Genomic DNA, 15987 nt, shown 5'->3' with positions numbered 1-15987 from the left:
TAWAATYWTWMRAATWYTGWRKMTACSWNNGWTGWTMKNNGRNTTTNATMTTSWTYCNTAATNGWTMNACYWWWMWYRKMWWNNATRGKAWNNGACWNNTAAYYARSRRAWTTMYAKRMWATWTYAARWGWGYATRWAMMMAKRTMWAAWRAKWNCTNAAYTTWATNGYATTKATGCTTAGCATTATACTCTGATGTTTTTATGAGTTTGTTTCCCAGGTAAACACTTATATTTCCATCATTAACTGTTTTATTATTATATAATACTAGTACTGGGATTGTAATATTATTGTATGGTAATGCTATGTTTGATGATATATTCATTTGCGTATTTCTGATAATATTGCTTGTGAAGTTTTTGCGCACCCCAATATAGGAGTAAGTGTCCCCTGTTACTAGTGTAAAGTTTATATCTTTGTCGCTTAATTTTTTATTAATTTCAAAGCTTACATTTAACACTCCATTTACTGCATAGAAGTATTGTGTTTGATTGTTTTTTTGTAATGTTTTACCGTTTACTTTAACTGCTATTTTACTTGTATCTTTCACTGTATAATTATTGTTATCAACTAGTAATGAGTATATGCTTACTTTGGTATTGTTTCGTTTGATGCTTGTGTTTATGAAATTAGTGTTCATTCTTTTTACTTCGACAGATCCATCTAATAGATTTTTAATTTCATGTCTTGTTCCAATATAGGAGTAAGTGTCCCCGGTTACTAGTGTGACTGTTATGTTTCGTTTCTGGAAACTTTCATTTAATTTAAATGTTGCATTGAGCACACCATTTTTTGCTTTGAAGTATTGTGTTTGATTATTTTTATGTAGTGTTTTGCCGTTTACTTTAATTGCTACCTTAGCAGAACCACTCATTGTATGATTATTATCATCTAGTAGTACTGAGTAGACATTATACGAGTTTAGGCTACGTTTAATTGTTATATTTGTGAATCTTGTGTTCATCTTTTCGATGTTAATGTATGTGTTTGATTCTTTTCTTTTATTATTAATATTAGTTACTGCGGTTATCTGTGCTTGTCCTGCTCTGAAACCATCAGGTATTGTGTAAGTGATTGATGCTTTCTTGTTTGTGGGTTTTATTTTTGATTGGTTTTTATTGTTAGTTATTGTTTTACCATTTACTTTAAAGACTACTGCATCGTTATCTTGAATATTTTTTGTTGCTGTGAATTTCACTGTATCTCCCATTTTAACAGTATTCTTATTGGCTGAAACTTTTAGGCTTGTATCGTTTGATGCAAATACACAGCCTGTCAGTAATAAAGTTACTAATAAGAATATTATTAAATATGCTTTTTTCACTTTACCTCCTCCATTTTATGTATAAATGTTTAAATTTTTGCCTAATTATTACTTTTAAATATAATAGTTTAAATAAGTTTATATATGAAGTGTAAAAATTGTGGGGTTGAAAATGATAATAATGCCCATTTTTGTAGAAACTGTGGAGGTAATGTTTTCATAGATGATAATATTTCTCCTAAAAGGTCATTTAATCCATTATTACTTGTTGGATTAATTATCATTGTATTTTTGGTGGCTATAGGTGGAGTGTCAGCATATATTATTTACTTTGATACGTCACCTGTAGAAATCATAAGCTTGACTAATGATGGAGCTAATGTATTGGAGAATAGTGAACTAGCTAAAAACATGCCCCAATCTGAGATATCAGAAAAAGTTTTAGCTCAGGCACAGAGTGGAGTGCCAATATATAAGATTGGAGATGGTAAAGGCCCTGTATCAGTGATTACTGCGGGTGTGCATGGTGATCAATTGAATCCAAGTGTTGCTGCGATGAAGATTATAAATTATTTGGATGGTAGGAAGATTAAAGGAACTGTATATGTTTTACCGTTTACTTCACCTGATGCTTTAAGTAAGAATACTAAGCTTACAAATGGAGTTAATCTTAACCAGGAAGCTGATAGGCCCGGTACAATATCATATAATGTAGTTCAATTTGCTTTTAATAATCATGCAAGTGCTGTTGGTGATTTTCATGAAACACAAGTTGGAAAAGATCCTGGACAAACAACTATTATGTGTACACAAGTACCTACATATGCTAGTTACCAGTTAGCAACGGATATGTCATCATTATCGTTAGATAAACAATTAACTTATCTGGTAGCTGGTATTACTTATGATGGGGCAATTGAAGATGAATTAAATCTTAAGGGTACACCTGCTGTTACTCCATTGGTTCAAGTTCCGGGTCATGGAAAAGTTTATCAATCCTCTGTAGATGAATCTTTCACACAAATGTTAGCTTTATTGTATGTTAATGGAAATCTTGATTCTAATGATTCATATCTAAAACTTGCTAATATGGATAGGGATGGATTATAACTAATCCCATTCCTTCTTTTTTTTTATTTTAATAGGAACAATAAAACACTATTCCTCCTGTTCCCCTAGCTAATCTTAAAAAGCAGTTATTCTTTAATGTTGTTTTCATGTTTTTTGGTACTGTTTTATCATCAATATATGTTCCGTATTCACTATTTGTATCTTCTATAGTCCATTTATCTTCATGGTAATAAAGTTTTAGGTGTGGTTTAGTTATACTTGACACTTTACAATAACCTTCATCTAGTAATATCATAGAATTTTTATCATCAACGTAATTGTTTTCTTTTCGTCCTACCAGGATTAAGTCTTCTTTACTTATTTTAAATGTTTTACCTTTATCCGGGCCATTTAAGATAGTTAAAGTACACTTTTGGGTACTGGTATTTTTTTGGTGTTTTTCATATATTTCAAATAAGGATAATAGTTCTTGTCTGAAAAGATCAATATCTAAGAATAAATCTTTAAACGCTGCTGTGTTAATTTTATATGCTTTCACAATTCTTGAACCAACTTTGTTAGGTATTTCTTTTCTAATTTCTTTTTCTTCTACTAAATCTGCATTTTCTAATTGTTTTAAGTGTTGACCTAACATTTGTGGAGATATATTAATATTATAATGTTCTAATAATAATGCATTTAATTCACGTGAATATAATGGTTCTTTTTTGATTATTTGAACCTGATTTTTTCGTTCAATATCAGATAATATTTCAATGATAGCAAATCTTACCCTATTATTTAGTGCTGAAACTTTTGATGATATTATGTCATATGTTTTATTACAGCTTTCTTTTGATTCATGATTTTCCATTTCAATTTCCCCCTCCCCTTTGAGAGTTGGTATGAAAATAATAATTCTACATTTACATACTATATCTAAATAAACATAGTTAATCATTTCATTTTTTTTTTATTCATAGACTTTACTCATATGAAAAATAAAATAATAACATATTTCTCAAAATTATTTTTTAAGTAATAACTAGTTCCTTTTTCTAAATAAATAAAGCATTATTACAATTTTAAATTATTATGTTTTATTACACATCTTTATTAATTCTATTTCTTTAAAATTCAGAAAAAAGATTAATAATTGTATATTATATTATTAATCTAATTTATCTTTTAAACCATATTTAAGTTGTATAAATAACTAGCTTTATATTAAACAATTTAAAAATATTTTAAACAAAAACATAAAAACTATGATAATATTAATAAAAAAGAGACAAAAATAATTCATATCAAAAAATAAGACCATTAAATAAACTAATTACTTTAATATATTTAAATACACTTCCTATATAAATACCAATTGTTTAATAAAATTAACAGTTAGAAGGTTGAACTATAATGGATAAAAAGTTAAAATAGCAATTGCTGTTATAGCAGTAATAATTATAGCAATAATTGCAGTTTTATTCCTTATAGGCAATTCAGAAAAAACATTACAAGGTACTGGAGCAAAAGTAACACTACCAAGCGATTATGAAATAGATTACACCAAGAGAATTGCTACAAAAGATGATAAAATAATACTATTTAATGGAATTATTGGTAACACATCCCTTACAACAGATTTCTACAAGGCAATCTCTGAAAATGGAAAAGAAGCAGGATATGAAGACATATCCGAGGATACCATCAATAACTTTAAAGTATACAAATACTCAGCAAAACCATCAAACCTAAAAACAGTAAGCTACGGATTATTAATGCAATGGGTAGAATACCCTCCAGTAGAACTAGTGGATTCAACAGGTCAAAAAATCGAAGCAGACCACTACAAAAAAATATATTACATAAGTCCTAATAACTCTACTGCAAATGAATTAACAATCATCGCTAAAAAACCAGACACTGATTTAAATAATAATGAAATAACAAAAATAATTAACAGTATATCATTAAATGAAAATCAAAACTAATATAAAAATAATCCCCATCAAATTTATTTTTTTTAGGATATATGTGAATATATGACGAATGCTTGCAGGATTATTCTTATCATCCTTCCAATAAGTTAATATCTTGATGAAAACAGGAACTATTAATCATAGTGTTTATTAAGATTAAATTAATAACCTGCTAGTAGATATCATTTATATTTGATTACTTTTCTCTTTTTACTTTTTTCCACAGGAAAATACTTTTTTTAATCTATTTATATAATAATATATAGGTGTAATGTTTTATGATTTTTAATGTAAGTGGAAGAACAGACATTGTTAATTATTATACTCCCTGGTTTCTAAACAGGTTAGATGAAGGTTTTGTTTATACAAGAAATCCTTATAATCCTAAACAGTTAACAAAGTATGATTTAAGTACTAGTAAAGTGGATGCATTTATTTTTTGTTCTAAAAATTATGAACCTATATTAGACGATATTCAAGAAATTGATAGTAAATATCCTATTTATTGTCATTACACGATTACTGGTTATGGTAATGATATTGAAGCCAATGTTCCGTCAATAGATGAGAGTATTGATACTTTAATTAGTTTGTCTGAGATTATTGGTTTTAAGAAGATTTCATGGCGTTATGATCCTATCTTTTTAACAGAAAAATATGATATAAATCATCATTTGGATACTTTTAGATATATGTCTTCAAGGTTGGATGGTCATATTTCGTCTTGTATTTTTAGTTTTATTGACATGTACCAGAAGGTTATTAAAAATATGCCTGGAGTTTCTGGTGTTGATTTAGATGATAAGATTAAGTTATTGGAAGGTTTGTCTAGTATTGTAAAAGGGTGTTCATTTAGATTACAGTGTTGTGCTGTTGGTGATGAATATGCAGATTATGGTATTCACAGGTCTGGTTGTGTTACATCTAAGATTTTAGAGGATTCTAATAATTTGCGTTTTAAAAATGTTAAACATACTGGTTCTCGTGAGGGGTGTATGTGTATTCCTTGGCGTGATTTTGGTCAGTATGATTCTTGTCCTAATGCCTGTAAGTATTGTTATGCTAATAAGAATCCTTTGGTTGCTAAAAGAAATTTTAAGTTGCATGATTCTTCTTCGCCTTTGCTTATTGGGGATGTGTTGGAGGATGATGTTGTTCATGAAGCTAAGCAAAGTTCTTTTCTTTTGAGGGATAAATGTCAAACTACTTTGTTTTAATATTTTTTTTGTGTATGTGTGTGGTCTGTGTTGGTTGTAATTTTTTCTTCTTGTGTACTTGTAGTGTTGTTTTTCTGGTGGTGTTTGTTTTTGGGGTTGTTGTTATACTCCCATATTTTTTTTTGATTATCTTTTTATTTTATTGTTTCTGATGTATATGTAATGATTACTGTTTGTATATTATACAGGTTAATGTATTTATTTAGTTTTTGTACTTCATATATTGTGTAGTTAATATGATTTCTATTATAATTTTTTTTCATGTTTTCCTTCTTAATGTCGATTAATATTTTTTTTATGTTTAATGATTAGCATGTAATTACAGGGTAATATGAATTCATAATTTTGTAATATGTTAAATTATTTATGAAAATTTTAATCAAAAATATTATTTTCTTAATTTATTATATAATTCTGTTACATTACATAGCTGTTAAAGAAAAAATTATTTAAATAAAAGTCAATAAATTAATATTAATTGTGACTTTCATAGTTAAATTGTATTAAATATTTCTTGGAAAACATATCCAATAAAATATAAAATGAAATTTGATTGATATGAATTACGATAATTTTGAAGAACAAGTAGAACTACTTAAAAGTTATATTAAACGAGTGTCTGATGGAGAAGACCTTGAAATTGTTCAAGCTGATTTTAAAATTAATTTTAAGCATGTGCCTGCAAAACTTATTGCAAAAGCTGAACAGAGAATGATGGCAGATGGTGCTAGAGTTGAGGATATTCAGAAACTTTGCAATATTCATTCCGTGCTATTTCATGAAATGACAGATGAGGAACGTTTAGAGCGTATGAAAGAGGAAATGGCTGCCCATAGCACTGTTTATATTAAGGATAAAAAAATTGATAATAAGAGTGATGAAATTTCTAAGAAAACTATTAAACTTAAGAATACTTCAGGTCATCCTCTTAATATATTAACTATTGAGAATGAAGCTATTATCATGTTACTAAAGGAAATTAAAGAGAAACTCAGAGATTCTGATAGTATTGATGTTATTAAAAAGGATATACCCCTGTTAAATTCTATCACACAGCATTATGCTAAGAAGGATGAACTTCTGTTACCTTTGCTCATGGAGGAGTACAATTATCCGGGTCCTGCCAGAGTTATGTGGGGTGCTGAGGATGATATCAGATTCCAGATGCATAATGTTGTCAATGTGGAAGATTTGTTAGGCGTCATAATGCTTGTTGAGGAAATGGTATATAAAGAAGAGAATATACTGTTTCCGTTATGTGCAGAAAATTTTAGTGAAAATGACTGGTTATTAATATCTAATGATATGCACCTTTATAGTCCTTGTATTGTAGATACTTTGCCTTTATGGGATAAAAATAATGATGTCTATGACTTAGATGTTGATGATGATAAAATTATTCTACCTGGTGGTAGTTTGTCTCTTAATCAGTTACGTGCTATGCTAAATATTTTACCTATGGAGATTACGGTTATTGATGAGAATGACATTAACCGATTCTTTGATGAAACTGAGAATAAGGTGTTCTTAAGGCCTAAGACTGCTCTTAATCGTGACATGCATTCTTGCCATCCACCCCGTGTTATGAATATGGTTGATAAGTTGTTGAAAGATTTTAAGGAAGGTAAAAGAGATAGTATGCATGTTTTATCATATGTTGATGGTAAGCAGGTTTTAACCAATTATTATGCTCTCAGGGATAATAATGGTGTTTATCTTGGTACTATGGAGGCAGTTCTTCCTATTGATGGTATTGTTGATTGTACAGGCAATAATATGACAGGTCCTATTGGGATGGATAAGATTTTTCCTTAATCACCATTCATCATACTATTTTTTTAGAAAGAATTATTAATTATTAGTGTACATATTATTATTTAGAGTATTATATTAATTTTATTTTTTTGAGAGTATTTTTTATGAAACAGATTGTTTATGATATTGTGGTTTTTCTTCATCTGATGGGTTTTACTAATAAGAATACTAAGCTTAAGCTTCTTACTAATATGTATAATGATAAGGTTGAGATTGAAAGTGAAGCCTTGGTTAATATTGTTGAATCTATTGTGGATGATTTGAAAAAAAGGAATGTTAATGAGAGTATTGTCTCATGCTTGTATGACTTTATTGATTTGATTAATCATGAAAGTTCTTATTAGATGTAGTCTTCCAGTATTTTTGAGTATTTTTCTAACTGTTTTTTTAACTTTTTTTTATCATCATATTCTATTTGTTTTATGAATTGTTTGTGTTGTTTATCGTTTATTGGTGTTTGTTTTATCCATTGTTTCAGGTATATTATGTCTTCTTCTTTTATTTGTTCTTCGCATGTTATTGAGTCTATTATTCCTTTAAGTACTATTAGTTTTAGTTTTGGTGCCTTGTATTCTGGTGATCTTTTTATTGGCTGTAATGTATTTATTATTTGATGTTTTTCTTTTCTTGTTGGTTGGTTGTTTATTATATATGATGTTTTAAGCAGTACATTCTCGATTAATGGATGAGCATTTGTGCACTTGTTTGAATCATACCATGTTTCCAACAGGTTGTTATGATTTTCTGTTACACTTTCAGCATAATTTAATTTCTTAAGTAATCCATATAGATAGTTATAATCATAGTCAAAGCTTCTGTCAAAGTCACGTTTACAGTTAGGCCTATAATAATATGTTTTAAGAAAGCTGCTTCGATCCTCATAATCAGCCAAGTAATTATATAACTGGTAAGTCATCTGAGCATCAGCCATAGCATTATGTGCATCATATGTTGTATTCAAGACATTAGCAACAATATAACTGAGACTATTATCAGGTAATGAAAGATTACGCTTACAGGAGTTTAGTGTGCAGTAATATTCAAATGGTGGTATTGGCATATTATATCGGGTAAGTGCCTTTGATATAACACTTAAATCAAATGTAATGTTCTGTCCGACAATAACATTTCCTAACAACAAATCATTATATTCTTCATAGAATTCTGGAAATGTTGGAGAATCTACCACATCCTCTGGGTGGATGCCAGTGAATGCTATGTTAAAATCATCAAAATGTGCTTCAGGATTTATCAGAGTATATACCTCATCAGTTACTTCTCCACCTTCTACTACCACTATTCCTATTGATGACATGGAATTACTAAGCCTGTTGGGTGTTTCTAAGTCTAAAACAATATAATTTTCCATCAAATATACAACCAAATTATTATTTTTCTTTTAATAGAATAAATTCTATTTAGTATATTTATGAAAATATGTAAAAATAGTTTCGTAACTATAGAATAGAAAAAAAAATAAAGAAATTATAAAAAAAAGATTAAAAAAAAATTATACTCTAAAAGTATAATTTCTGGAATAACTTAATGTTTCCCTAAATTCAGGTATGACTACAGTTAAATTATTTTTACCGGATTTATAATATGATGGTAGTTTGAATTTGAAATTAACAAGACCATTCTTAATATTAAACTTCACGGCAACTTTGTTCTTTTTCAAATATTTACCGTTAATTTTCACCTTAAGATATGAATCATATTTAACTGTCTTCTTATATCTGTCAACCAGTTTACCAGTAAAATGCAATGTCCTGTTTTTAACACTTATCTTTGATGATATTATTCGTGCAGGAATCTTCTTTATACTAATTCTAGTCTTATATTCCTTACGATAAGCACCATGTACATAAACAGTAGTTAACACATAAGTCTTAGCCCAATAATTGCCTTTAAATGTGTGATTATATACAGTATCACCATTTTTAACAAATTTATACAAGGTCTTATTCTTAGAGTTCAATAAGGTTTTACCATTAATTTTATAGATAATTTTACCACCAATAACCCTTGTATTGTTACTATTATAACGGACAAATGACTTGATAGTTAACTTACCACCATAATACACTGCAGAATTATGATATGTTCGAACTCTGAAGAAATCATCAGATAATTTTATGTGTGAAGCCTGTGACTTACTGTTTTCATAGTTTGCATTTTCAATATAATTCATATAATATGTGTGATTCTTTTTACTCCAAAGATTTTTTAACACATGTTTATACTTTACAGTTCCATTAACTACTTGAACAAAGATGGTTTTACCACTAGAATATTTTAGCGTTTTTCCATCAACATTAACAGATACTTTACCTGTATTGATCTTATTTCCGAACTCGTCAGTAATAGTACCAGTTAATTCAACCTTATTATCATGTATTGCTTTATTATGAGTCACTATATTAGTTCTTGCTTTTCTTATGAAAAACTTGGCATTTTCAACTTCAAGGAAATTATCCAATACAGGGATTGTATATGAAGGATAGTACTTAGTGTTTGTTTGTATATTATCCACGTATTGTCCACTTCTTACTCCCACATGACGTCCATCATCATTACTGACAGTTACCTTGATACTACTGTTTACAATATTGTTCTTAAAGTAATATGTTAATATTTGTCTTCTCTGCACTCCATACCTATCATGAGCTGATAACATTCTACTATAGTTAAGCATGAGCTTTTCTTCGTCTTTGAAATTTTTTAACATACCATTCTGGTAGTGTCTTACCCTGTTTGGAACTACTACATATTCTCCAGGTTTCAGTACTCCTGATCTTTTAAGTAATTGACCATCACGTTTTATAAGTAGATTAAATGTACCATTTGGTGCTTTAATAACGTAGTGTGCTAAGGTTGCTCTTCCTTTTATGTCAAATATTTTCTTTAGTTCACTATCTATCATATGGTTACTGTTTATCATGTTTAATGAGTAACTTTCAATGTTTCGACAGGTAGTTCCTCCTTCAAGTCCTCCTGTTCCAACAACCCAACCTGTTTTACTTATCATCACATGACAGAAGTATGATCCATCTGTCTTGAATTGTTTAAGTATTGTATCATTATATTTGACGTTTATTGTTGCCTTTGATGTTGTGTCTCTGCGGAAGGATACGCTGCTGTCATTGTTTTCTCCTTGAACTATTGTTGTACAGCATCCCTCATCTATCTCTGTGTCATTATCTGATTGTGTGATTTTCTTGGTTTTCACTGTTTTCTCTGTTTCTTTGGTTATGATAGTATTATCGTTATTTTCTTCTTGTATTGTAGGAGTAACTGTTTCTTTAGTAGTGTTACTATCTGTTGCAGTTACTACTCCTATTAGTGTGAATATTATCAGCAGGAATATTAGTGCTGATAAATATTTTTTATACATAATACCTCCCCTAATATTTTTGTTTTAATATAGTAGGTACTATTAGGTATATATCTGTAATTATTTATCATTACCTATTAAAATATTGTAAAAAAAAAAATAGTTTTGATTAAGAATTATACTTTAACAGTATAATTCCTATTGTATGAGGAGGTTATCCTTGTCTCTGGTATAATAAGGCTTAATTTGTAAACTTTTGCTCTGTACTCTAGAGGCACTGTGAATTTAAAGTTTATATATCCTTTTTTAATAAGAAACTTTCGTGTAATCTTATTATTCTTTAATGTTTTACCATTTATTTTTATCATTACATGTGAATCATATTTTATAGGATTCTTATTATTATCCACCAGTTTTCCCCTGACTTTAATCAGATTACCACGGGTACTGATATTAGCATTTATTATACGTGTCGGAATTCTTTTTACAGTAACATATGTATTGTATTCCTTCCTGTAAGCACCATTAACATAAACAGTTGTTAGGGTGTACCTTTTTGCACCATAATATCCTTTAAAAGTATGGTTATAAACAGTTTTACCATCCATGACACGCTTGTATAATGTTTGATTCTTTGAATTAAGTACTGTTTTACCATTTATCTTATAGAATACTCTGCCACCATCAACAAAACTATTATTCCTATTGTATCTAATAAATGAATTTATACTTAATTTATTACCGTATATAATAGTTGATTTATGATAACTTCGTAGTCTGAAGAAATTATCAACACTTATACTGGCAGTACCGGATTTACTTGTATCATATACTGAGTTAGCCATGTAGGTCATCATATAATCATGATTTTTCTTACTCCAAAGATTAGTTAACACTGATTTATACTTAACACTTCCATTAACTACATTAACATGGATATTTCCATGCGAGTTTTTAAGAGTTTTTCCGTCAACCTTTATAATAACCTGGCCAGTATTTACATTTCTGCCAAACTCATCACGTACAGTACCACTTAATTCTACCATACCAGTACTTGAAACTATATTTTTCACTGATACTTTAGTTCTTGTTTTACGCAAAAAGAAGTTAACAGTATCCAAGTGTTTGGAGCCGTCAATAACAGGTATGCTGCTTGATGAGTAGTAATTATTATTTGTTCTGATGTCATCAATCAGGTAAGCGGTTCTTCTGCCAACATACCTACCATTATCATTAGTGGCAGTTACCTTAACAGTACTGTTCACCCGGTTATTCTTATAATAATAGGTTACTATTTCTCGCCTGTTTACTCCAAAGCCGTCACGTGCAGTTAGCATACGAGAAGTATATATCATCCTATCCTCTGTTTTAATATCATCCACACTATTCTTCCTGAAAAAGTTCATACTATTCGGAACAATCAGGTATTGTCCACTCTTCAAGACACCAGAATCCTTAAAGACCCTGTAACCATTCTTAATAATTAAACTATAACTACCATTAGGAGCTTTAATTACAAAATGACCCAAAGATAAACGGGACTCCTGGTTATAAATATTATTCATATTCTCGGAAGTGATACTGTTCTTATTAATCATACTAAGAGCATTATCTTCAATAGCATGATTAACCTGAGAATTATCTGCTCCACCATTACCCACCATCCAACCATCCTTACTTACTAAGACATGGAAGAAGTAGGATCCTTCCTTATACTGTTTAACTATTGAATTATCATGTTTAACATTAATTGTTAACTTATTAGTTGCATCACGCCTAAACGAGATACTGCTATCATTATTATATCCCTGTATAATAACAGAACTACAGCCAGTTCCAGTATCTTCATCAGTTAATTCTGTATCATCAATTACTTTATTATTTTTTTTATCATCCACATTCTCGGAAAGTGTATTATCATGTGATACTACTTTATCTTCTGTGAAAGCTGTTATCTTCTCTGTATTAACAGTATCATTACTTGTGTCTGCTGCAGAAACTATAGATAATAATACTACTGTTAGCATTAGCATTAATGTTATATGCATTATTTTTGTCAAAAGATAACACCTCCATAGCCTTTGTTACATAATAGGTATTATGTGGACTTTCATTAAAAATAGTTTTCCCCAAAAATAGGGGAATGATGAAGGGGAGGTTAAAAAAATAGTAAAATACTATTTTACGCTAAAACTAGTCTTAGCAGATGTGGTTTTATAATTAGCATTTCCAGAGTAAGATATGCTTACTTTGTTGGTTCCCTTTTTACTTGTTGTGTACTTGTAAGTGTATACTCCTTTACTGTTAGTTTTAACAGTTACTGCTTTACCATTTACTGTGATTTTTATCTTAGTATTCTTTAGTATAACATTTTTGTTGTTAGTTAGTTTTCCTGTTATTGTTACTTTACTGCCCTTCTTGGTTGCTTTAATCTTATTTACTGTTATTCGTGTTGCTCGTTTTACTGTTTTGAATGTTGTCTTCTTAGTTACTGCTTTATAGTATGTGTTGCCCTTATAGGTTACAGTTATATTATTGGTTCCTACCTTTGTAGCAGCTACCTTCTTAGTGTACACTCCCTTACTATTTGTTTTAACCGTGTATGTCTTACCGTTAACTGTTACTTTTATGGCCGTGTTTTTGAGGATTGTTCCTGTTTTGTCTGTTAGTTTTCCCGTGATTGTTACCGTGTCATTATATGTTTTCTGTTTTATACTAGTAACTGTTATCTTGGTTGTTCTCTTGGTTACTGTGAATGTTGTCTTGTTTGTGCTGGTTTTGTAGTTGTTGTTTCCTGCAAATGTTATTGTTACATTGTTTTTTCCTACTTTGCTTGTTTTTATTGTTTTGTTGAATACTCCTTTAGTATCTGTTTTAAGTGTGTATGCTTTACCGTTGAATGTTAATTTTAGGTTAGTGTTTTTTATTATGTTTCCTGCTTTGTTGGTGAATTTACCCTTGATTATTATATTGTCTTTGTATTGTGTTGTTGTTATCTTGTTAAGGATTATTTTTGTTTCCATTATTACATTGAATGTTTTTGTTGTAGATGTGCTTAAATGGACTAGGTTTTCTTCATATGATGCTGTTACCTTGTTTGTTCCTGCCTTGGTTGCTTTTGTATTATATGTGAATATTCCTTTATTATCTGTTTTTACTGTTACAGTGTTTGTGTTTATTGTTAGTTTTAAGGTACTGTTTGCTATATTTTCTCCGTTTGTTGTTAATTTTCCTTTTATTGTTATCTGATTGTTCTGGATTACATTGTTTGTTGGTACTGTTAATGTTATCTTTGTTTGTGTCTTGTTATCGTTTATAATATTGTCTTCTATCCTTGTAAATCCGTCATCATATATTTGTCCGGGGTAACTTGTTCTGGTATCGTTTGTATTGTTTTTTATTAATGCTCTTGATTCATTTATTATAGTGAATGCATTGCTTGATTTGTCTGTGCTGTTTATCATCTTGTTTTGTACAAACAGGTTTTCTATTATGAATACATCACTACCTTTCGTGTTTATTGCTGATCCGTTTATTGCAGTGTTTTTGGTGAACGTGTTGTATGCTATGTTTATGTCTTCTTCACACTTTTCGTTTACTTTTATTGCTCCTCCTTCGGGGGCAGTGTTTTCTGTGAAGGTGTTATTCATTATGTAGGCATTGTTTGCTTCTTCTACGCATATTGCACCACCTTCTTCGGCTCTGTTTTGATGGAATTTGTTATGGTTTATTTGTACTCCATCATTACTTGTTTCAACATCACTTGGTAGTAATCCTTCTTGTACTGGCACGTAGTTTCCTATTGCGCCACCTGTTTCTGCATAGTTATTTGTGAATGTGTTTTCTGCTATTAGCATGTTTCCGTACATGTCTTTGTAGTATGTTGTCTGGTCTGGTCTTCCCCATGCATCATATGTTGTCCTACTGTAGGAGTATACTCCACCAATGTTTTCTATTGCCCCACCAAATATTGCATTATTTTCTGTGAATAGGGAGTTGGTAACTATTAGTTCTCCATATAGGTTATCTATTGCTCCTCCATCTGAGTCTGCAATATTTTTTATGAAATTACTGTACCTTACATTTACAATTCCTTTTTCGTTTACTAATGCACCACCATTGTATGCAGTGTTACTTGTATAATTGTTCCTATGTAGTTTAGTCTCTGATTTGAAGCTGTAAATTGCTCCTCCTCTCCATTCTGCATGATTTTTTGTGAATTGATTGTTTGTTGCATTGAATTTGTCATTATAAGAGGATACTGCTCCTCCGTATGAGTCAGTGTTTTTATTGCTGATAAAGTTGTTGTTTTCCAGGATTAATGTTCCTTTTTCTGTGGATATTCCACCACCATAATCATTGCATTCATTGTTTGTGATATTTGTGTTGGTTATTTTTATGTTTCCTTCACTACTGTATAATGATCCTCCTTCTTGTGGTGCTTTGTTATTGTTTAGTACTGTTTTGTCGATATTTATGTTTCCATAGAAGTTTCCTATTGCTCCACCTGATTCGTTTAGTACTTTGTTGTTCTGGAATTGTGTGTTTGTTATGCTTATTTTTCCATAGTAACTGTGTATGGCTCCTCCATACCCTGTTGCAGTGTTTGCTGTGAATTCTGAGTCTGTTATTGTTAGTTTGTTATGTGTGTATATTGCTCCTCCGTTTGCTTCTGCTTTATTGTTTTTGAAGGTTGATTTTGTGATAGTTAATGTTGTGTCATCATCACCAAATATTGCTCCTCCCCCTGTTGCTTTGAAGTTTTGTAGTATTGCATTGTTTAGTGTGAATGTTGCACCTGATTCTATGCTTAGGAATTGATATTTTTGTTGTCCATCAAGGGTTATTCCGTTTGCGTTGATAACTAGTGGCTGGTATTGCTTGTCGTATGTCATGCTTGTTGTTGCATTGTAGTTTCCCTTATTAAGGTTTATCGTATATGTGTCGTAGTTGTTATTTTTTGCATCTTCTATCTTGTCTGCTAGTTGTTGGTAATTGGATACGCTTGTTGTGTATGTTGTTCCCGTTGAGGACTTGGTTGTTTTATTATTTTTATTTATTTTTGCTTCTTTTTGTATTGATTCAATATTAGCAGTACTAGTAGTAGTTGTTTTTTCTTTTACTATTTTGTCCTGTGTGTTGGTGTGGTCTGTTGTGTTTTCTGCACTTACTACACCTACCAGAATTACTAGTAATGCTAAGAATATTATTATTCTTTTAATGTTATTTTTTATCATTACTATCACCATGTTAATGATATGATATTTTCTTTGATTAAATTCTTATTTAAGTAGGTTAAAGTAATTGTTTTCATTAATAATGTACTTAGT

At 29.9% G+C, this 15987-nt stretch carries 11 protein-coding genes; 5 read left to right on the top strand and 6 right to left on the bottom strand.

What is annotated here, in order from left to right:
• Positions 1-1406 precede the first annotated feature (1406 nt).
• Positions 1407-2372, top strand: a complete 966-nt coding sequence (locus PXD04_RS16825; RefSeq protein ID WP_323735975.1) for a succinylglutamate desuccinylase/aspartoacylase family protein — start codon at positions 1407-1409, stop codon at positions 2370-2372.
• Positions 2373-2400: 28 nt separating this feature from the next.
• Here the strand turns inward: PXD04_RS16825 and PXD04_RS16820 are convergent, their stop codons facing one another.
• Positions 2401-3186 carry an FHA domain-containing protein gene (locus PXD04_RS16820; protein WP_323735974.1) on the bottom strand — a complete coding sequence of 262 codons (786 nt, stop codon included), beginning with the start codon at positions 3184-3186 and terminating at the stop codon, positions 2401-2403.
• Positions 3187-4090: 904 nt separating this feature from the next.
• Here PXD04_RS16820 and PXD04_RS16815 point away from each other — a divergent pair.
• Positions 4091-4303, top strand: a complete 213-nt coding sequence (locus PXD04_RS16815; RefSeq protein WP_323735973.1) for a hypothetical protein — start codon at positions 4091-4093, stop codon at positions 4301-4303.
• 266 nt (positions 4304-4569) lie between these two features.
• Positions 4570-5508: a DUF1848 domain-containing protein gene (locus tag PXD04_RS16810; protein ID WP_323735972.1), complete on the top strand. Its 939-nt coding sequence runs from the start codon at positions 4570-4572 to the stop codon at positions 5506-5508.
• Between the two features lie 134 nt (positions 5509-5642).
• Here the strand turns inward: PXD04_RS16810 and PXD04_RS16805 are convergent, their stop codons facing one another.
• Positions 5643-5771: a hypothetical protein gene (locus PXD04_RS16805; RefSeq protein WP_323735971.1), complete on the bottom strand. Its 129-nt coding sequence runs from the start codon at positions 5769-5771 to the stop codon at positions 5643-5645.
• Between the two features lie 295 nt (positions 5772-6066).
• Between PXD04_RS16805 and PXD04_RS16800 the strand changes: the two genes are divergently transcribed.
• Positions 6067-7323, top strand: coding sequence for a DUF438 domain-containing protein (locus PXD04_RS16800; RefSeq protein ID WP_323735970.1), 1257 nt, complete (start codon positions 6067-6069; stop codon positions 7321-7323).
• Positions 7324-7427: 104 nt separating this feature from the next.
• Positions 7428-7667, top strand: a complete 240-nt coding sequence (locus PXD04_RS16795; protein ID WP_323735969.1) for a hypothetical protein — start codon at positions 7428-7430, stop codon at positions 7665-7667.
• On the opposite strand, the gene PXD04_RS16790 is transcribed toward PXD04_RS16795, so the two are convergent.
• From PXD04_RS16790 to PXD04_RS16775, 4 genes are all read right to left on the bottom strand, one after another.
• On the bottom strand, positions 7664-8692 hold the full coding sequence (locus tag PXD04_RS16790) for an exonuclease domain-containing protein (protein ID WP_323735968.1): 1029 nt from the start codon (positions 8690-8692) through the stop codon (positions 7664-7666). The two genes, PXD04_RS16795 and PXD04_RS16790, sit on opposite strands and share 4 nt — an antisense overlap.
• Before the next feature lie 141 nt (positions 8693-8833).
• Entirely contained in the window at positions 8834-10717 is a 1884-nt protein-coding gene (locus tag PXD04_RS16785; RefSeq protein WP_323735967.1) for a hypothetical protein, read from the bottom strand.
• Positions 10718-10833: 116 nt separating this feature from the next.
• Positions 10834-12717 carry a hypothetical protein gene (locus PXD04_RS16780; protein ID WP_323735966.1) on the bottom strand — a complete coding sequence of 628 codons (1884 nt, stop codon included), beginning with the start codon at positions 12715-12717 and terminating at the stop codon, positions 10834-10836.
• Positions 12718-12834: 117 nt separating this feature from the next.
• Positions 12835-15894, bottom strand: a complete 3060-nt coding sequence (locus PXD04_RS16775; protein ID WP_323735965.1) for a right-handed parallel beta-helix repeat-containing protein — start codon at positions 15892-15894, stop codon at positions 12835-12837.
• Positions 15895-15987: the final 93 nt, after the last annotated feature.

This window comes from Methanosphaera sp. ISO3-F5 (genome assembly GCF_034480035.2).
Lineage (GTDB): Archaea > Methanobacteriota > Methanobacteria > Methanobacteriales > Methanobacteriaceae > Methanosphaera.
This window is presented reverse-complemented; position numbering and strand designations above follow the sequence as displayed.